18 protein-coding genes and 1 pseudogene are annotated in these 18678 nt (G+C 41.0%); 14 read left to right on the forward strand and 5 right to left on the reverse strand.

Going from position 1 to position 18678, the window contains the following annotated elements; genetic code table 11:
* Positions 1–261 precede the first annotated feature (261 nt).
* The 7 genes from D8872_RS00005 (at position 262) to D8872_RS00040 (ending at position 5633) form a co-directional block, all read left to right on the forward strand.
* The gene (locus D8872_RS00005) at positions 262–1122 is read left to right on the forward strand and encodes an ImmA/IrrE family metallo-endopeptidase (protein WP_125389516.1); all 861 of its coding nucleotides are present in this window, start codon (positions 262–264) and stop codon (positions 1120–1122) included.
* Positions 1123–1130: 8 nt separating this feature from the next.
* Positions 1131–1817, forward strand: coding sequence for a helix-turn-helix domain-containing protein (locus D8872_RS00010; protein ID WP_125389517.1), 687 nt, complete (start codon positions 1131–1133; stop codon positions 1815–1817).
* Positions 1818–1820: 3 nt separating this feature from the next.
* On the forward strand, positions 1821–3236 hold the full coding sequence (locus tag D8872_RS00015; RefSeq protein ID WP_125389518.1) for a Y-family DNA polymerase: 1416 nt from the start codon (positions 1821–1823) through the stop codon (positions 3234–3236).
* Positions 3233–3595 (forward strand): hypothetical protein, encoded by a 363-nt coding sequence (locus D8872_RS00020; RefSeq protein ID WP_125389519.1) that lies wholly within the window; start codon positions 3233–3235, stop codon positions 3593–3595. Before D8872_RS00015 ends, D8872_RS00020 begins: the two co-directional genes overlap by 4 nt.
* Positions 3588–3827 carry a DUF5960 family protein gene (locus D8872_RS00025; protein WP_125389520.1) on the forward strand — a complete coding sequence of 80 codons (240 nt, stop codon included), beginning with the start codon at positions 3588–3590 and terminating at the stop codon, positions 3825–3827. The genes D8872_RS00020 and D8872_RS00025 overlap by 8 nt, the downstream gene beginning before the upstream one ends.
* 167 nt (positions 3828–3994) lie before the next feature.
* Positions 3995–4759: a class I SAM-dependent methyltransferase gene (locus D8872_RS00030; protein WP_125389521.1), complete on the forward strand. Its 765-nt coding sequence runs from the start codon at positions 3995–3997 to the stop codon at positions 4757–4759.
* A gap of 535 nt (positions 4760–5294) precedes the next feature.
* Positions 5295–5633: an inorganic diphosphatase gene (locus D8872_RS00040; protein WP_125389522.1), complete on the forward strand. Its 339-nt coding sequence runs from the start codon at positions 5295–5297 to the stop codon at positions 5631–5633.
* A gap of 227 nt (positions 5634–5860) precedes the next feature.
* Here D8872_RS00040 and D8872_RS00045 read toward each other — a convergent pair whose 3' ends face one another.
* Positions 5861–9130 (reverse strand): LPXTG-anchored zinc carboxypeptidase, encoded by a 3270-nt coding sequence (locus tag D8872_RS00045; RefSeq protein ID WP_125389523.1) that lies wholly within the window; start codon positions 9128–9130, stop codon positions 5861–5863.
* A gap of 244 nt (positions 9131–9374) precedes the next feature.
* Here D8872_RS00045 and D8872_RS00050 point away from each other — a divergent pair, with 244 nt between their 5' ends.
* The 6 genes and pseudogenes from D8872_RS00050 (at position 9375) to D8872_RS00080 (ending at position 14172) form a co-directional block, all read left to right on the forward strand.
* Positions 9375–9641, forward strand: coding sequence for an ACT domain-containing protein (locus D8872_RS00050; RefSeq protein WP_125389524.1), 267 nt, complete (start codon positions 9375–9377; stop codon positions 9639–9641).
* 11 nt (positions 9642–9652) lie between these two features.
* Complete coding sequence (locus tag D8872_RS00055) at positions 9653–10990, forward strand: PFL family protein (protein ID WP_125389525.1); 1338 nt, start codon at positions 9653–9655, stop codon at positions 10988–10990.
* 263 nt (positions 10991–11253) lie between these two features.
* Positions 11254–11955, forward strand: coding sequence for a histidine phosphatase family protein (locus tag D8872_RS00065; protein WP_125389526.1), 702 nt, complete (start codon positions 11254–11256; stop codon positions 11953–11955).
* A gap of 109 nt (positions 11956–12064) precedes the next feature.
* Positions 12065–12754: a histidine phosphatase family protein gene (locus D8872_RS00070; RefSeq protein WP_125371891.1), complete on the forward strand. Its 690-nt coding sequence runs from the start codon at positions 12065–12067 to the stop codon at positions 12752–12754.
* Positions 12751–13490 (forward strand): annotated as a pseudogene (locus tag D8872_RS00075) (M15 family metallopeptidase). The gene D8872_RS00070 and the pseudogene D8872_RS00075 overlap by 4 nt, the downstream one beginning before the upstream one ends.
* A 313-nt stretch (positions 13491–13803) precedes the next feature.
* Positions 13804–14172, forward strand: a complete 369-nt coding sequence (locus tag D8872_RS00080) for an EXLDI protein (protein WP_125371887.1) — start codon at positions 13804–13806, stop codon at positions 14170–14172.
* 95 nt (positions 14173–14267) lie between these two features.
* On the opposite strand, the gene D8872_RS00085 is transcribed toward D8872_RS00080, so the two are convergent.
* The 3 genes from D8872_RS00085 to gdhA are packed head-to-tail and all read right to left on the reverse strand — an operon-like array spanning position 14268 to position 16256.
* Positions 14268–14393, reverse strand: a complete 126-nt coding sequence (locus tag D8872_RS00085) for an NADP oxidoreductase (RefSeq protein WP_125371885.1) — start codon at positions 14391–14393, stop codon at positions 14268–14270.
* Complete coding sequence (locus tag D8872_RS00090) at positions 14394–14879, reverse strand: GNAT family N-acetyltransferase (protein ID WP_125371883.1); 486 nt, start codon at positions 14877–14879, stop codon at positions 14394–14396.
* Between the two features lie 30 nt (positions 14880–14909).
* Positions 14910–16256, reverse strand: coding sequence for an NADP-specific glutamate dehydrogenase (gene gdhA / locus D8872_RS00095; protein WP_049505678.1), 1347 nt, complete (start codon positions 16254–16256; stop codon positions 14910–14912).
* Between the two features lie 223 nt (positions 16257–16479).
* Here gdhA and D8872_RS00100 point away from each other — a divergent pair, with 223 nt between their 5' ends.
* Positions 16480–17415 (forward strand): dihydroorotate oxidase, encoded by a 936-nt coding sequence (locus tag D8872_RS00100; RefSeq protein WP_125389527.1) that lies wholly within the window; start codon positions 16480–16482, stop codon positions 17413–17415.
* Between the two features lie 265 nt (positions 17416–17680).
* On the opposite strand, the gene yidC is transcribed toward D8872_RS00100, so the two are convergent.
* A complete protein-coding gene (yidC, locus tag D8872_RS00110) occupies positions 17681–18601 on the reverse strand; it encodes a membrane protein insertase YidC (protein ID WP_125389528.1) in 921 nt (306 codons plus the stop codon).
* Between the last annotated feature and the right edge of the window lie 77 nt (positions 18602–18678).

Below are 18678 nucleotides of genomic sequence, written 5' to 3' on the forward strand. Positions count from 1 at the left end.
ACAGTGGATAGCAAGTATGACAAATACTTACCTTCGTATAAAGAAGAAATTTTCAACAATCTTAAATTTATTAAATAAGCATCTTATAGATCTTTTATCAATCTTTGGATGGATCATATATAATAGTTAGTAAAAATCATAATCAAGGAAATAATTATTACTTGTATACAAGAAGGTGGACAATCGTCCACTTTTTTTATATAATATATTCAACCAAATTGGTTTAGTTTTGTAAATCATACTTAAAGGAGGTATCATTCTTTGGATGAATTGTATACAAGAGTAAGTAGTGCAACAAAACAAGTGTTATACCAGTACATGAAGAATAATAATATCTCGTTACTAAATTATAATTTCATTTATTTTTTTCAACATTGTATTCAGAAGAACCAAATTAAAGTGATTAGTCACCACTTCTCGAATCACAAGATAGAAGGTTTGACAGTAGTTGATGAGTTAGGTGTTAGTTTTTCTTATGAGCGAGATAATCCAAAAGTAAAACAAAATTTCACACTTTGTCATGAGTTAGGGCATTTTATTCTTGGACACGAAAGAAATTATTTTACAGAATCGATAGATAATCAGGAAAATTTACTAGAACGGGAGGCTAATATCTTTTCAGCTGTGGTATTAATGCCAGATATTGTTCTTTTATCAAAAATCTATTATAGTTGTGAGAATTTTAAACAAGTTCAAGAGAGTCTTGAAGTCTCGAAACAAGCATTATTCTTTCGTCTTTTAGATTTGCTAAGAGAATATTGTCCTGATAAAGAGAGTGAAATTAAGCAAGCGATCGATCTATACATTGACGGGAAGAATTTTTCAATCCTCCTCTTATTTCAAAATATAAAAGAACAAATTATCGAGGAATTTAATCAATATGAATCTTCTTGTATTATTCATATTAAGCAAGCTGTTAATAAAACAGGTTTTGCGACTAGCCAAGATTTTCCAGAATTATTGGATCAGAAAAATTGGAAGAAAATTAAGGAAAATAGTATCAATCTAAAAACGTGGCTTGTCTATAATAAAGGAAAGTCGATCGCCTATGTTTGGGATAAGGAAAAATTTTCAGATGAAGAGGCTAAGAAAAAAGCAGAATTGCAATTATTACTAATGTAAGGTGAATTATGTATCAACCAGAAAAATTGAAAGCTCGTAGAAAAGAGTTAAAAATGACCCAAAAAGAGATCGCAGATCAATTAGGAATTAGCTACCAAGCCTATTCAGCCTGGGAACGTGGAGTAAAAGCACCTTCTAAGGGAAAAGTAAGGCAGTTGGAACAAATCCTTAGTGTACCCAAAGGTTATTTTACAGAAATTGAGATAGTTCGTTTGTATAATACACTGTCGAGTAAAGGTAAAGATCAAGTAGTTACTTATGCTAGAGATTTAGTTCAAAAAGAGCAGTCACAAAAGGTTATGTCGATATCAAGAAAACTTTACGAATACCATGTTTATGAAAAAATGTCTGCTGGTATCGGAGCTTCCGTTTATGATGATCGAAATTATGATACTGTTTATTTCGATGAAGAGTTGGCCCATGACTTTGCTTCATGGGTATCTGGAGATTCAATGGAACCTAAATATCATAATGGTTCAGTAGCTCTTATACGTGAGACAGGTTTTGATTATGATGGAGCAGTTTATGCGGTTGTCTGCAATAATCAGACATATATCAAACGAGCCTATCGTGAAGAAGGCGGCCTACGATTGGTTTCAATTAACCCAAAATATAAGGATATTTTCATTTCTTATGATGAAGATCCAAGAGTAGTTGGAATCATAGTAGGAAACTTTATGCCATTGGAGGACTAATTTATGGGCTATTTTGATTATTCAAGGGAGCCCAAAAGTGACATTGCTTTTATAGATATGAAGTCCTTCTATGCTAGCGTAGAGTGTGTATCAAGAGGTTTGCATCCTCTCAAGACTTCGTTATGTGTCATGAGCCGAGCGGATAATTCAGCTGGTCTTATTCTAGCATCTTCTCCTATGTTTAAGAAAGTATTTGGTAAGTCTAATGTAGGACGCTCTTATGATTTGCCATTTGATATTAATACCAGAAGGTTCTCCTATTATAATGCTAAAAGACAAAGATTGAGAACAGATCCTGATTATATAAGGTTTATAGAAGAGTGGGCCAAGGTTACATTAATAGTTCCGCCTAGGATGGATGAATACATAGCTGTAAATATGGAGATTCAAAGGATATTTCAAAATTATGGAAGTCCTGACGATATTTATCCCTATTCCATTGATGAAGGTTTTATTGACCTTACAAGTTCACTAAACTATTTTATTTCAGACAAAAATATTTCTAGGAAAGATAAGCTAGATGCTATTTCTGCAAAAATTCAAAGGGATATTTGGAGAGAAATAGGGATCTATTCAACTATAGGAATGTCGAATGCAAATCCACTGCTCGCAAAGTTAGCTTTAGATAATGAAGCAAAGAGAACACCTACAATGAGGGCAAACTGGTCTTACCAAGATGTTGAAAGGAAAGTTTGGAATATCCCCAATATGACAGATTTTTGGGGAATTGGAAAACGAATGGAAAAACGTCTGAATGGTTTAGGGATTTATTCAATCAAAAAGTTGGCTAATACTAATCCAGACATGTTAAAGCAGAATTTGGGAGTGGCAGGTCTTCGCTTATGGTTCCATGCTAATGGAGTGGATGAAAGTAATGTTCATATACCCTATAAACCAAAGTCTAAATGTTTAGGAAATTCTCAGGTTTTACCACGGGATTATGTGGAGCAAAGAGAAATTGAGATTGTACTACGAGAAATGGCGGAACAAGTCGCTATTCGTCTAAGGCGAGCAGGTAAGAAAGCAACTGTTGTCGCTATACATTTAGGTTACTCTAAACAAGAAAACAAACGTTCTATCAATACCCAAATGAAGATAGAACCAACAAATAATACGGATATACTCACAAACTATGTTTTGAAGTTATTTCATAACAAATACACTTCGGGAGCAATCCGAAATGTGGCGGTCAGCTATTCAGGATTTGTGGATGAATCTTATGGATTGATCTCACTATTTGATGATGTTGACAAAGAAAAAAAAGAAGAAAGGCTCCAGACAGCTATTGACTCTGTTAGAAATCAGTTTGGCTTCAGCTCTCTATTAAAGGCAAATTCATTAGATAAAGCATCAAGAAGTATTGCAAGAAGCAAACTGATAGGAGGTCATTCTGCTGGAGGCTTGGATGGATTAAAATGATCGATCGTTCTTACTTACCATTTCAATCAGCGCGAGAATATCAGGATCCAGGTATGCAGAAGTGGATGGGCTTCTTTTTATCTGAACATACCACCTCGCTAGGTGAAGAGAAAAATCGTAGTGACTTATCTAGTAATTTGGACAAGGCTGAAAAGCTCTTGTTGCTTTCTCAGCTTTATATTGAACAGCTAAAAGGGCGACTTACCGTCAAACACAAAGCTCAAAAAATCACCATCATAGGAGAAGTTAGAGAATTATCTAGAAAAGAAATATCCGTCAAAACATGTGACGGATATAAGTTAGTTCAAGTTGACGATATCCTACAAATTCATCTTTTGGAGGAGGTAGCTTATGAGTAGAAAAGAACTCTATGAGAATAAATTACAGATGGATTATTTTTCAGAGGACTATATCCGATTTGAAGAAGATTTCCAAAAATATTCAGCGATGGATGTGCCATTGACATTTTTAATTGATGATATACTTCGAACAATGGCTATTAATCAGAAGAACTACTTCAAGCTTAATAAAGAAAATGCCAAGGATGGAAGGGATCATTATTTTTATTTTAAAGTGATGAAAGAAAAATAATCTTTGGTTCGATATTTTAAATATAGGAAAAATAAATTTTAAAAATACTAATTAAGAAAATATTGAAATAATAGTAATTGAACATATGGTATAATAAAATGAAATCAACTGCTGACAACACATCTAACCTAAATCTAAACAGTATAAAATTACGAGGAGATTATAAGATGAACGATTATATAAAATTCAATGAAGATAGATGGAATAATGTAAAAAATGACTATACTGAGCCATTGACACATGAAGAATTAGAAGAAGTTAGAAAACATCCAATTTCTGTTGCCTTAACTGTTGGGAAAAAAGTTCCGAAAGAATGGTTTGAAAAAGCCAAGGGAAAAAAGATATTAGGTTTAGCTTGTGGTGGTGGACAGCAGGGGCCCGTTTTTGCTGCAAAAGGTTATGATGTCACCATAATGGATTTTTCTAAATCACAATTAGAAAGAGATGAGTTGGTTGCTAAAAGAGAAGGCTTAAAAATCAATACCGTTCAAGGCGATATGACAAAACCATTTCCATTTGAAAATGAAACTTTTGATATTATTTTTAATCCGGTTTCAAATGTATACATAGAAGATTTAGAAAACATGTACAAAGAAGCCTCTCGAGTATTGAAAAAGGGTGGACTGTTAATGGTCGGATTTATGAATCCTTGGATCTACATGTATGATGCTGACACTGTATGGGACAAACCCGATGAGGAATTACTTTTAAAGTTTTCAATACCTTTTAATTCAAGAGAGCTTGAAGAGGAAGGCGAAATCACCATAAATCCAGAATATGGATATGAATTTAGCCATACTTTAGAAACTCAGATTAGAGGACAACTCAAAAATGGTCTCGCTATGATAGATTTTTATGAATCGTGTGACAAAAGACATAGATTATCACGTTATGGAAATGACTATATCGCTACACTTTGCATTAAACTATAATATTATAGAACATACTTCAGGAGAATAGCCCGTTTTGTTTTCCGTAAGGGTTAAAATCTAAATCCCAGTTTGTTGAAATAAAATAATTAAATAAAATGATAGAGAGGAGGTAAAAGCAAATAGCCGCTACTTCCTTTTTTGTTGTCAAACATTCAAAAATGGAAAGGAGAATTTATGAAAGAACTGAAAAATACAGATAAAAAAGGCAGTAGCACAAAGAGAAAGATTAGAAAGACCCCCCTATGAGGTTCTTGTCTATTTCAATGAAAATACAACTGAAATAATGCTGAGGGAGCTTAGGAGAAAATTGGATGAAAAAAAGATGATTTTGATTAAAAAGTCCTTGACAAGTAGCAACGGGAAAAACAGCGAAGTCTATTCTAATTTCATGTGGTGCAAGGCTTGCATAATATAGGAAATATAAACGAATAATCAGGCTATAGATAGAAAATCTCGCTCCAGCGGGATTTTTCTTGTATAATGAAGCTAGAAAGTAGCTGATGGAGGTAAAGAAAGGTTGAAATGCAAGGAAAAAATGTTTAGCGCTGTTATTGATCGGCCGGTCGGTTTTAAAGATTCTTTTGGGAATGTCTATCCGATTAATTATGGCTATATCCCTGAGCTGATGGGTGGAGATGGCGAAGAGCAGGATGTGTATATTGTTTCCCATGATCAGCAGCAGCCTCTGGAAAATTTTACAGGAAAGTTGATTGCTATCATCCATCGTCGTGATGATATAGAAGACAAGTGGGTTTTGGCTCCTGTTAATGAGGAGGTTGATAAAACTTTGATAGCGGAGCAGACTCAATTTATGGAGCAGTATTTTGATTCCTGGATTGAGATGGTGGAAGAGACTGCTGATTCCAATCCTTAATATCCATGATAAAGATCAGAAATCGGCTCTTGTTAGCGCTGTTCTAACTGGTTTAGCTTAATAATGAAAGTCTATATTCGATTAAGCTTTCCTAAATATCGGATAAAATTACAAGATGGTAAGTCACGAAAAAAATCGCATGGATGAAACTGAGATGATTTGTCCATGCGATTTTTGTATTTAGGTGGCTGTCATGAGCAAAGTTCTATCTAGCAGAATAGAAATGTTTACGCTTCTTTCTTTTTGAGTAAGAAGAGACCACCGCTTGTAGCCAGAAGAATCGTTGCAACTGTAAAGAGAGCAGAGTTTTCCTTGCTTCCTGTTTGGGGGAGCTGAGGCTGCAGGGTATTTGTTGCTTTTTGAGCTGTAGTGGTAGGCTGTGCTTCGCTTGTTTTCTGAGCAAGGCTTTCTAATCGCTCTTCTTTCGCTTTCGGAGTTGTCGGTTTGTCAGCTGGTTTGCCTGCTTGTTTTGGCTGAGGTTTTGGGTTCAGAATTTCTACAATTTCGACACTTGGTTTGTGAGTGACAGGCATATCTTTCAGCTCAGCTAATTGATCGCCAAAGACAGCGTTCGATACCCAACGGTAGAAGTGAATGGTATGTAGACGATTGGTTGGATTTCCAGCATAAACGAAGAGTGGATGTTCCTTGTAATTACCAGAAATAGCAACGATTTTATTGGCTAATTTTTCGTTGCCTGGCCACCAGCCTGCAATGTAATAGTCACTGTCTGCAATAGTCGCCAAAGTCTTGAAGTTGGCAGGAGCTTTTGCGATCCAGTTTCCAGAATTAGAATAGAAGAGATCATTCTTCTTATAGCCGCTAGTCAATGGATCTTTGTCGTCTATAATAGCCTTCATCAGACCTTCAAAATCGCTACCGCCGGAGAATCTTTCCGCATCAAATCCATCTAGAACACCCAGTTTTTCAAGGCGTTGCATAGCAGAGCCACCCACTACAATGGTTGGTTTGCGACCAAGAATAGACTTGTCAAATTTGTTGCTTTCAAGGACGATGACATCAGCTTCATCAGGCGTATCGACAATATCAAAGCCTAGATTTTTCAGTGCCAGAGCGGTATGAGTAGGTGAGTCCACTCCTGCCCAGTAGAATTGATGAGGGGGTGCATAGACTTTCAGTGCTTTCAAGCTTGGCCCTTCCGGAACCTTATACAAGGCATCTCCATAAATAGCATAATCACCTAAGAGATTTGCAAAGGTTGATGTATCAACGATATAGCCATCCTCTGTCAGATAGACCTTCTTACCTTGGCGAATAGCTTGGTTGACAGCTTTGACCGCGCTGTCAGATGTATTAGCGATGACATAGTAAGGTGCAGAGTAGTTGATATCGCGCGTCCGAGTAGCACGGAGAGCAGTGACTTCACCGAGTTTGCCATCAAAGAGTTTATCTTTAAAGATAGGCTCAGCTTTAAAGCCTCTCATATCTGGGAAGTTTACCAAAAGTTCAGCATACATGGCAGCCCAAGCAGATTCGTTTGATCCTTTGTAGAGGATATGGTTGGCATAGCCGCGCTTAGCTTGAGCCATATCGACAACTAGGTCGCCCTTCTTATAGTTGCCAACATCTTCCTTCAATTCTTGAATGACAACACCGTTTCTCTTGAAGTATTCAATCATATTAAAGGCTTGTTGGGAATCATTGTCTTTGTCGAGTCCCATTGGGATGACGTAATAGTCAGGGAAGAATTTTTTCTGACCATTTTTCACCCGTCCAACAACTTTGCCGTCAGGTCCGACCAACTCATTTTCAGCTTTTGGATCTTCAACCTTGTTGATGCCACGGAGATAGAAGTTGAGGCGCATTTCCATGAGCTTGTCAGGATCTTGGGACAGGTAAGAGATACCTCCGAGGACAGCATGGTAGCCAGCCTTGTAGGATTCCTGATTGCCCTCAGGGATTTCAATGGTATGTCCTAATATGCCGTGGTACATAGCATAGACACCAGTGTAGCCGGAGAAGGAGTCATCCCAGCCATCGCCCCAGTCTAGTTTAGGGATGATATAGCTGTCATACTTAGAGTTAGCGACGCCGGCACGTCCCATGTGATGGGCGTTTTCCAGCATATTTTCAGACAAAAGGTCGTATTCAAAGTTTGGATCGTGTGGCGGTGTCGCTGGCTCGATCAAGAATTCTTTAACGAATCCATGAATGTCATAAAGTGCAATTGGATTCCATTTGTTAATGAGTCCAGCTACAGTACGGGTTTCTGGGTTGGCCTGATAGCTAGTGTCGCGGTTTGGATCAATTCCGTTGGCAAGAGCACGCGTATTGGCAACATCTCCGTCAGGATTTTCAGTAAAGTCAAAGAGGAAAATGAATTTCTTGAGGAGTTCTTTGACATTGAGTGTGATATTTTTAGCAGCACCGTTGGCGTCAGTTGTTTGGAAGGAAATTTGTTCCTTGGTCGCAAAAGTATTGAAGAGCCCAGTGATGATGTCAATGGCTGGTTGTTCGTCAGCGTGGGTGTTATTGATAAGGACTGGAAGTTTATAGTCCAGCGTACCATTTTTCAGAGCAGCTAACATTTCAGCTGGTTTAGTAAGGGCGACTGTATTGGTTGTGTTGAGATAGTCGTCAATGCTCTTTTGGTCGGAGCTGATGATACCCAACTTGATATCGCGACCCTGAGCACTCTTTCCGATGTTCTCAATCTGTACCAAGCGATCCGTTTTAGCATTTTGGAGACTCTTTTCAATAGCTGCCAGCATTTCATCGTGGGTATGGAAATCTTCGTAGGGACGAAGGACAATATTCTTGCGAATAGTCAGGCCAAGATCTTCGCTGGTTCCGACTAATTCATGACTTCCCATAAAGTTGCGGTAGGTTCTACGGATATTGTTTGGTGTCCGCAGGCTTAAGTCTTGCCCAAATAATTCATTAAATTTTAGGGAAACTTTTAGGTCGTTTCCATCAGCTTTTTCTTCGACAGTGACAAATGGATCACCTGTGAAGCTTCCATCATCCATTTTCCAAGTTTTCCACTCGCTAATAGGCTTGTTGTCCAGTGTCCAAGTGATTTTACCAGCTTGAGCCCCCTGCTTTTGAATAGTTTCTTCAATATTGGCTTTTTCGGACATGTAAACCTTACTGTCGGCAAGCTGAATCTTGTTTTCTTGGGAGCTAGCTGCATGGACTTCTGTTTTAGTCGTAGTGTCCAGTTTTTGGGTAGTTTCAGCTGCTTTTTCCTCTGACGCTGTGGAAGGAAGACTTGGAGCCTTGCTGTCCGTAGCTTCAGATGGGCTGCTTTTCTCTAGTGAATCAGCTTGTGGAATAGTCGAAGGTTCTTCAGGCTTCTCTGTACTTGCAGGTGTAGGCTGCTCCACTAGAGAACTGATTTTGCTGTTGTCTTGCGGAGGTTCAGCAGGGTTAAGCGTATCAGCTGCCGCATTTCCTTGAGCTAAAACGGCTAAGAGAACCGCAGCGGATAGGCTGAGGGCTTGTGTATATAAGCGTTTCTTATATGAGTTTTTCATAAGAAACCTCCTTTTAAATGTGTTCTTTAAGTTTAGTATAACAGAGTTTGAAACCGTTTACAAACAAAAACATAGATAAAAAATAAACTTCTAACGAAAGGATGAGATATGTGTAATTTCTGAAGAGTATTTGAGTCTGATATTTAAACAGCCCGCAAGATTCGCAGTGTGGATTTCTGCAAATTCATGCAAAAAACAGGCATTTATGCTACAATATTAGCAACAAAGATGATTGGAGCAAACGATGAAAGCGATTATTACGGTTGTTGGAAAAGATAAGGCAGGGATTGTGGCTGGTGTAGCTACTAAAATTGCAGAGCTGGGGCTCAATATTGACGATATTTCTCAAACTGTTTTGGACGAGTTTTTTACCATGATGGCCGTCGTTTCTAGCGACGAAAAGCAGGATTTTGCAGCACTTCGTAGTGAATTTGAGGTCTTTGGTCAGACCCTCAATGTCAAAATCAATATTCAAAGCGCAGCGATTTTTGACGCTATGTACAATATCTAAGGAGAGGGCACATGGATATTAGACAAGTAACAGAAACCATTGCCATGATTGAGGAGCAGAATTTTGATATTCGGACTATTACCATGGGCATTTCTCTCTTGGACTGCATTGACTCGGATATTGAGCGGGCGGCGGACAAGGTATACCAAAAAATTACGACAAAAGCGAAAGATTTAGTTTCAGTCGGAAATGAGATTGCAGCTGAGCTGGGAATTCCTATCGTCAACAAGCGGGTCTCCGTGACTCCGATTTCTCTGATTGGGGCAGCTACGGATGCTACGGACTATCTGCCTCTGGCTCATGCTCTGGATCGGGCAGCAAAAGAAATCGGCGTTGACTTTATCGGTGGTTTTTCTGCCTTGGTCCAAAAGGGCTATCAAAAAGGCGATGAAATCCTCATTAATTCTATTCCACGCGCTTTGGCTGAGACGGACAAGGTCTGCTCCTCTGTCAATATTGGATCAACCAAGACCGGTATCAATATGACGGCAGTTGCGGATATGGGGCGGATTATCAAGGAAACGGCCCAGCTTTCTGACATGGGTGCGGCCAAGCTAGTCGTCTTTGCCAATGCGGTCGAGGACAATCCTTTCATGGCAGGCGCCTTCCATGGTGTTGGTGAAGCAGATGTGGTCATCAATGTCGGTGTTTCTGGGCCTGGTGTTGTCAAACGAGCCTTGGAAAAGGTCCGTGGTGAGAGCTTTGACGTGGTCGCGGAAACAGTCAAGAAAACGGCCTTCAAAATCACTCGTATCGGCCAGCTGGTCGGTCAGATGGCCAGCGAGCGTCTGGGCGTCAAGTTCGGAATTGTTGACTTGAGTCTGGCTCCAACACCAGCGGTCGGAGACTCAGTAGCTCGTGTCTTGGAAGAAATGGGCTTGGAAACAGTTGGCACTCATGGTACGACAGCGGCGCTTGCCCTTCTTAATGACCAAGTCAAAAAAGGCGGTGTCATGGCCTGCAACCAGGTCGGCGGTCTGTCTGGTGCTTTCATTCCTGTGTCAGAGGACGAGGGCATGATTGCGGCTGTGCAAAATGGCTCGCTCAATCTAGAAAAGTTGGAAGCTATGACGGCTATCTGCTCGGTAGGCTTGGACATGATTGCTATTCCAGAAGCGACGCCAGCTGAAACCATCGCAGCCATGATTGCGGATGAGGCGGCGATTGGTGTTATCAATCAAAAGACGACGGCTGTGCGGATTATTCCAAAAGGCAAGGAAGGCGATATGATTGAATTTGGCGGACTCTTGGGAACAGCTCCAGTCATGAAGGTCAATCAGGCTTCGTCAGCCGCCTTTATCGCGCGGGGTGGTCAGATTCCAGCGCCGATTCACAGTTTTAAAAACTAAGTAATAGGAGGCTGGGACAAAATCCTAGCCTCTCAATTGTCTTTGGATTGTCGAGCAAGACGAAGGGATTGAGTGGGCTCTACTAGGCTGATTTCATCAGCTTTTACAGCCCTACTCAACTGTGCGGAGGTGGGACGACGAAATCGAATTCTAACGAATTACTGATTTCTGTCCCACTCTCTTTCCCTCTGTCTTGCTCAGTCAAATGCGAGATAAATAAGCCACTCTTAGTTGGGTGGCCTTGATGAGAAAAGGAGACATTCATGGCAAAAACGAAATTATACATCATCCGGCATGGGAAGACTATGTTTAACACCATTGGTCGAGCTCAGGGCTGGTCGGACACTCCCTTAACTGAAGAAGGTGAACGTGGCATCCGTGAGCTAGGGATTGGGCTAAGAGAGTCTGGTTTGGAATTTACCAAGGCTTTCTCAAGCGACTCTGGTCGAACTATTCAGACCATGGGGATTATCCTAGAAGAGCTGGATTTGGTCGGGAAGATTCCTTATAAGTTTGACAAGCGCATCCGAGAGTGGTGCTTTGGGAGCTTTGACGGGGCCTATGGTGGCGATCTTTTCCGTGGAGTGATTCCAAGGGTGCGTGACACCGATAATTATAAAGAGCTGACTTTCCCAGAATTGGCAGACGGCTTGGTTGAAGTGGATACGGCTGGCTGGGCTGAGCCCTGGGAGCAACTGAGCGAGCGGATTTTAGCTGGATTTACAGCTATTGCCCAAGAAGTGGAAGCCGCTGGTGGAGGCAATGCTTTGGTTGTCAGCCATAGTATGACCATTGGGACTTTTGCCTACCTGCTGGACAAATCCATTAGCAAAAATCCTGAGGTTGACAACGGCAGTGTGACAGTTGTTGAATATGAAAAAGGGCAATTTACGATTCAGATCTTGGGAGATGTATCCTATCGTGAAGTTGGTGCCAAAATTTTGGACGCTGAAATAAACAGTTAAAAGAAATCATGGAAATAGTTGAGTTTTATTGAGCTGTCTTCTTTCAATCTTAGAAACTGCTTTTTTTCAGAAACGTGATATAATGAGAGGAGAATAAGGGGGGAAGTGTATGGCAAAAACAAGATTATACCTCATCCGGCATGGCAAAACGATGTTTAATACAATCGGACGAGCTCAGGGCTGGAGTGATAGTCCGTTGACAGCAGAAGGTGAACGTGGCATCCATGAACTAGGAATTGGTTTGCGAAAAGCGGGTATTGATTTTAAACTAGCTAGATCCAGTGATTCGGGTCGAACCATTCAGACCATGGGAATTATTCTGGAAGAGCTGGGCTTGACTGGAAAGATTCCTTATAGGTTTGACAAGCGCATTCGAGAGTGGTGTTTTGGCAGTTTTGATGGTGGCTATGATGGCGAGCTCTTTATGGGGGTCATGCCTAGGGTCTTTAATATCGATCATGTCCATCAACTCAGCTATGCCGAGCTGGCAGAAGGTTTAGTAGAAGTCGACACGGCTGGCTGGACTGAGAATTGGGAAAAACTCAGTGGCCGAATTTGGCAAGGCTTCTCAGAGATTGCTGAGGAGCTGGAGGCTGCGGGCGGTGGCAATGCTTTGGTAGTTAGTCATGGCATGACCATCGGAACTTTTGTCTACCTTATTAATCGCATGCAACCTCATGGCCTAGGCAATGGTAGTGTGACCATCGTAGACTATGAAGATGGACAATTTTCGGTTGTTTCCATCGGTGATATGTCCTATCGTGAAGTTGGAGCGAAAGAGCTGGAGGACAAGGCTTGAGAAGAGGTCGCCATGAAAGAAAGAGAAAACTCTCTTTGTTTCGACTAATAAATAGGCTCTTATTTCTAGGAATTGGGATCAGTTTGCTGTTTGCTCTATTGCGAGTGCAAGATATGGATGAAGACTTGCCAACTTTTATTAATCATGGTTTTGGAGTCCAGAGTTCTGACTTACCCAAGGTGTCTGTTGATGATTGGGAGTTGACTTTAATCAATCGTAACCATTTACAGGAAGAGTCTCATCCTAAGTTGACCCAAATCGATGATATTCAGGTAGATAGCCGTATTGCTGAAAACACTAGACAATTTTTAGCTGCAGCTCGAACCATTGCACCAGGAGAAACCTTGATTTCGGGTTATCGTAGCCGAGCAGAGCAGACAGAGCTCTATGAAGAAGCGCTAGCCTTGGCCGAAGAAGAGGGCTTATCTCGGCAAGAAGCGGAGCAAGAAGTGCAAAAGCGGATCCAGCTGCCAGGCGCCAGCGAGCATCAGACAGGCTTGGCGATTGATATGAGTGAGCCAGAAGGTCAGAATGATGAAGTAGCACATAAGATTGCAGAATTGCCCCTAAATACGGCTTTATTCTGCGCTATCCTGAAGGGAAAAGCGATATTACTGGTGTGAATTTTGAAAATTGGCACTATCGTTATGTTGGCGTAGAGTCGGCCCAATACATGCAAAAACATCATCTAGTTTTAGAGGAGTATCTGACTCTTTTGAAAGAGTCAGCTCGGTAAAGTGTCACAATCCATTGATAGACAAAAAATCAGCTGCTCAAATGAGCAAGCTGATTTTAAGGCTCTTTGTCAACTGTAGTGAGTTTCAAAAAGTTACTAGAATTTTGATATAAATTCAATTTTCTTATTGACCCTGACCTTGGGGAAGGGGGATACTAATACAAGATAAGAAAGGAGAATATTATGCAAATCAATATGATTCGTTCAGAAGAAGCAATTTTAGAGGCGACGAAAGACTTTTGGAAATGATACATTTTTGCTTGAAAATCTACCAGAACCTGATATAATGTAGGTAGTTTCTGGAGGTATCAGTATGCATTACAAAAGAATTGAGTTAAAAGTCACAAATCAAGGTATCCATGAGCGCAAGATTTTTCAGGGTGTTAAGATTTTCAGCCGCAGCAAGCTGTCCAAAGATCAGAAAAGCATTCTGACGCAGAAGATTTACCTGACACCGAAGCAAAACATTGTTTACTATCAACGGACAGATGTCAACTATGACCAGAACTGGCACCATAAGAAGGATTATTACGAACTAACTTATGGCCAGTTGGACAGAGAAACTGTCTTTAAGGTTTGCCAAGATTTTGACGAACTAAGTCCTTTCCTGGAGAATGAGCTGCTTGAGAAGCTAAAAGAAAAGCAGTCAGCAGGCAAATTTTTTGAAAAATTAGATATATAAAAATCCGACTGCTTNTANAAGCAGTCGGATTTCTTTGAGTTATAGTTAAATAGTACTTAAACAGGACCTTGCGCAATCATAGCGTTGGCCACGTTTTAGAAAGCAGCAATGTTAGCACCAGCCAGGTAGTCTTTGTCAAGTCCGTAAGTTTCAGCGGTAGTTTTAGCTGTGTTGAGGATGTTGGTCATGATGTCTTTGAGACGACCAGAGTATACTAACATCTATTCATCTGGTAAGAGGGATTTTATCATCCAGATATTCATAGCTGGATGTCCGGCGGAGTTAGTAAGTGGTTGTTGCAGTGATGTGAAACTATAGTGTTGATAGATGGACACAGCCGTAGCCAGTTCAGTAGCGGTTTCTAGATAAAGCTGTTCATAACCTGCTAGACGTGCTTCTTGGAAAATCTGCTTTATCAGCCGACTGGAATAACCTTTGCCACGACTATTTTTAGTGACATACAATTTTTGTAATTCAGCAATCTTATCAGAAACAGGTGCAAAGCCACCACAGCCAACCAGCTGACCTTCGTCTTCCAGAACAAAGTAAGCTGCCCTCTCTTGCTGTTGATAATAGTCGGCCAAATGATCCAGATGAGAATCAAAGTAGACAGTTCCTGGTTTGTCAAGCCCGAATTCTTCTAGGCTAGCTCGAATGAGCTGCGCTACAGCTGGATTGTCTCTCATTTCTATTGGCCGTAAGTTCATGATAGTCCTCCGATAGGATGTATCGACTAATTAAACAATACCTTGTGCAATCATAGCGTTTGCTACGTTTTCGAAGGCAGCGATATTTGCTCCTGCAAGGTAATCAGTACCAAGTCCGTATGTTTCAGCAGTTGTTTTAGCTGTGTTGAAGATGTTGGTCATGATGTCTTTGAGACGGCCGTCCACTTCTTCACGAGTCCATGAGAGGCGAAGGCTGTTTTGGCTCATTTCAAGGGCAGATACAGCTACACCGCCAGCGTTGGCAGCTTTGGCTGGTCCATAAAGGATTCCGTTTTCTTTATAGACTTTAATCGCATCAAGGTCACTCGGCATGTTGGCACCTTCTGATACGCAGATAACACCTTGAGCAACCAAACGTTTAGCCGCTTCACCATTGATTTCGTTTTGAGTCGCACATGGAAGAGCAATATCGTAGTTACCAGCGTAAGTCCATACAGAACCTTCATGGTAAGTAGCAGTTGCTTTTTCAGCAGCATACTCAGTCAAGCGAGCACGGCGTTTCTCTTTGACATCTGTAAGGAGGTCGAAGTCAATACCATTTTCGTCGATGACATAGCCGTTTGAATCAGATACTGAGATAACAGTAGCGCCAAGTTCAGTCGCTTTTTGAAGAGCATATTGAGCTACGTTACCAGAACCGGAAATCACCACTTTCTTACCAGCAAAACTGTTACCATTTGCTTTGAGCATTTCTTCAGTATAGTAAACCAAACCGTAACCAGTAGCTTCTGGGCGAATCAAGCTACCACCGAATCCAAGAGGTTTACCAGTCAAGACACCAGCATCAAATTGGTTCAGGCGTTTGTATTGACCGTAGAGGTAGCCAATTTCACGTCCACCAACACCGATATCACCAGCTGGGACGTCAAGTGATGGTCCGATGTATTTTTGCAATTCAGTCATGAAGCTTTGGCAGAAGCGCATCACTTCAGCATCAGTCTTTCCTTTAGGATCGAAGTCTGATCCACCTTTACCTCCACCGATAGGAAGTCCAGTTAAGACGTTTTTAAAGATTTGTTCAAATCCGAGGAATTTCAAGATCCCTTGGTTTACAGTTGGGTGGAAACGAAGTCCGCCTTTATATGGTCCAACAGCTGAGTTAAATTGAACACGGTAACCACGGTTGACTTGCACTTTTCCATCACGGTCAACCCAAGGAACACGGAAAGAAATCACGCGCTCAGGCTCAGTGATACGTGCCAAGATGTTTTCTTCGATATACTCAGGGTGTTTTTCAAATACAGGTTCCAAAGTGCTGAAGAATTCTTCAACCGCCTGGAGAAATTCGGCCTCATGCCCGTTACGAGCTTTCACAGTTGCAAACACGCTTTGGATATAGTCTTTAGCAGATGTCATATCGTTCTCCTTTTTGTTGTTATATTTTATTACACGAGCCATTATAGCAGAATTTTTTTAGGGTGTAAAGAAAAAAGTTGAATTTTCTGAAAATTTCCATAATATTTTTTTGAAGATTCTAGGTGGAAATGCCGAACCTTTTGCTAGAAAATTAGGATAAATCCTTTATAGGAAGAATTTTAATGATATAATAGAGAAAATTAAGGAATAAGAGGTCAAAATAATGACAACAACCAAGACAAAAATTGCAGGTTTTGAATTTGACAACTGTCTGATGAATGCTGCAGGAGTGGCTTGTATGACAGTGGAAGAGTTAGAAGAAGTCAAAAACTCTGCTGCAGGAACCTTTGTGACAAAGACGGCGACGCTGGACTTTCGTCAGGGAAACCCAGAGCCTCGCTATCAGGATGTGCCATTGGGTTCTATCAACTCCATGGGCCTGCCCAACAATGGTTTAGACTACTATCTTGACTACCTGCTGGAACTCCAGGAAAGCGAACCAAATCGCACTTTCTTCCTCTCTTTGGTCGGTATGTCGCCAGAAGAAACCCACATCATTCTTAAGAAAGTTCAGGCAAGTGAATTTAAAGGGATTACTGAGCTTAATCTCTCCTGCCCCAATGTTCCTGGCAAGCCGCAGATTGCTTATGATTTTGAAACGACGGAAAAGATTTTGTCAGAGGTTTTTGCTTATTTCACTAAGCCATTGGGAATCAAGCTGCCACCTTACTTTGATATTGTACATTTTGATCAGGCTGCCGCGATTTTCAACAACTATCCGCTCAAATTTGTCAATTGTGTCAACTCGATCGGAAATGGTCTTTATATTGAAGATGAGTCAGTGGTCATTCGTCCGAAAAATGGTTTTGGCGGTATTGGCGGCCAGTACATCAAGCCGACTGCTTTGGCCAATGTCCATGCCTTTTACCAACGCCTGAAACCGGAAATCCAAATCATCGGAACAGGTGGTGTCCTGACGGGGCGTGATGCCTTCGAGCATATCCTCTGTGGTGCTAGTATGGTGCAAGTAGGAACAACCCTTCATAAAGAAGGCGTGGCAGCCTTCGAGCGCATCACCGCCGAACTCAAGGCGATTATGGAAGAAAAAGGCTATGAAAGCCTAGAAGATTTCCGTGGAAAATTGAAGTATATTGATTAAAAGTTTAAGAAAGGAGGCTGGGACAAAAGTCCTAGCCTCTCAATTGTCTTTGGATTATCGAGCAAGACGCAGTGGTTGATCGGGCTCTACTACGCTAATTTCATCAGCTTTTACAGCCCTACTCAACTGTGCGGAGGTGGGACGACGAAATCGAATTCTAACGAATTACCGATTTCTGTCCCACTCTCTTTTAGTATTGTTAGGGGAATAGAAAAAAGCCCTCCAAGATTAGATGGGAAATCTTGGAGGGTCATGGATAATTTATTTATCTAGAACGTTGTTTACCAGCGTTGCGTTTGTTTTTCTTTTTATTGCTATGAGTGATTGCTTGGCTCGCTTTTGGTGTCACATCCTTGATGCGGCCAGCATTGCTCATGGCTTTCGGAGGATTCTTTTCATATTCTTCAGCTACTTGCTTTCTAATCCGCGGACGCATCAAGTAGTTAATGATGAATTGTTGGATAATTTGGATGAAACCACCGACTACCCAGTAGAGGGTCACAGCCGCTGGTGACATAAAGGAGAAGACAACAATCATAATCGGGCTCATGTAAGTTGCACTCTTCATCTGCGCTTTTTGGGTTTCATCTTCGATACCATGTAGGGAGAGAAGTGACTGGATGTAGTAGAGTACACCGACAATGAGAGTCAAGGCTAGACTAGGTTTTCCAAGATTGATGCCAAGGAATGTACTGCTGGCTACACCGTTTGTGTATTGGGCAGCGAAGAAGAGGGCAGAGAAGAAAGGCATTTGAATGAGTAGTGGGAGGCAGCCGATACCGCCAAACATACTCAGACCATTTTCTCTTTGAGCAGCCATAAGTTCTTGCTGCGCTTCTAGTTTTTCTTCTTGAGTTTCGGCATTATTGATTCGTTCTTGGATAGGGGCAAAGATGGGCTTGAAGTAGTTCATCTTTTCTGACTGAAGAGTAGCCTTCCAAGACTGATAGATTCCCAGTGGGAAAATAATCAGCCGCACGATGAGTGTAACGATAATAATCGCTAGACCATAACCGAGACCTGAATTCTTAGCAAAGAACTGGATGCTATCTGCCATAGGCTGGCCAAGCACGTCCCAAATAATACCAGAAGGATTACCGGCCTTGTCTCGTCCGACACACCCTGTCAATAATAGAAGGAGGGACAAGCCCATTCCAGAGAATAAAATACGTTTAAATGTTTTCACGAGTTCATTTCCTTTGTTTCTAAAAAAATAATACCTATCTATTCTACTGTTTTTTAAGGAAATATACAATAGTTCTC

Origin of the sequence: Streptococcus cristatus (assembly GCF_003943815.1) — a bacterium.
Lineage (GTDB): Bacteria > Bacillota > Bacilli > Lactobacillales > Streptococcaceae > Streptococcus > Streptococcus cristatus_F.

Coding starts and splice junctions, on each gene's coding strand:
- D8872_RS00010 (WP_125389517.1), top strand. CDS start 1,131: ATGTATCAACCAGAAAAATTGAAAGCTCGTAGAAAAGAGTTAAAAATG.
- D8872_RS00015 (WP_125389518.1), top strand. CDS start 1,821: ATGGGCTATTTTGATTATTCAAGGGAGCCCAAAAGTGACATTGCTTTT.
- D8872_RS00020 (WP_125389519.1), top strand. CDS start 3,233: ATGATCGATCGTTCTTACTTACCATTTCAATCAGCGCGAGAATATCAG.
- D8872_RS00025 (WP_125389520.1), top strand. CDS start 3,588: ATGAGTAGAAAAGAACTCTATGAGAATAAATTACAGATGGATTATTTT.
- D8872_RS00030 (WP_125389521.1), top strand. CDS start 3,995: ATGAACGATTATATAAAATTCAATGAAGATAGATGGAATAATGTAAAA.
- D8872_RS00040 (WP_125389522.1), top strand. CDS start 5,295: ATGTTTAGCGCTGTTATTGATCGGCCGGTCGGTTTTAAAGATTCTTTT.
- D8872_RS00045 (WP_125389523.1), bottom strand. CDS start 9,130: ATGAAAAACTCATATAAGAAACGCTTATATACACAAGCCCTCAGCCTA.
- D8872_RS00050 (WP_125389524.1), top strand. CDS start 9,375: ATGAAAGCGATTATTACGGTTGTTGGAAAAGATAAGGCAGGGATTGTG.
- D8872_RS00055 (WP_125389525.1), top strand. CDS start 9,653: ATGGATATTAGACAAGTAACAGAAACCATTGCCATGATTGAGGAGCAG.
- D8872_RS00065 (WP_125389526.1), top strand. CDS start 11,254: ATGGCAAAAACGAAATTATACATCATCCGGCATGGGAAGACTATGTTT.
- D8872_RS00070 (WP_125371891.1), top strand. CDS start 12,065: ATGGCAAAAACAAGATTATACCTCATCCGGCATGGCAAAACGATGTTT.
- D8872_RS00080 (WP_125371887.1), top strand. CDS start 13,804: ATGCATTACAAAAGAATTGAGTTAAAAGTCACAAATCAAGGTATCCAT.
- D8872_RS00085 (WP_125371885.1), bottom strand. CDS start 14,393: ATGTTAGTATACTCTGGTCGTCTCAAAGACATCATGACCAACATCCTC.
- D8872_RS00090 (WP_125371883.1), bottom strand. CDS start 14,879: ATGAACTTACGGCCAATAGAAATGAGAGACAATCCAGCTGTAGCGCAG.
- gdhA (WP_049505678.1), bottom strand. CDS start 16,256: ATGACATCTGCTAAAGACTATATCCAAAGCGTGTTTGCAACTGTGAAA.
- D8872_RS00100 (WP_125389527.1), top strand. CDS start 16,480: ATGACAACAACCAAGACAAAAATTGCAGGTTTTGAATTTGACAACTGT.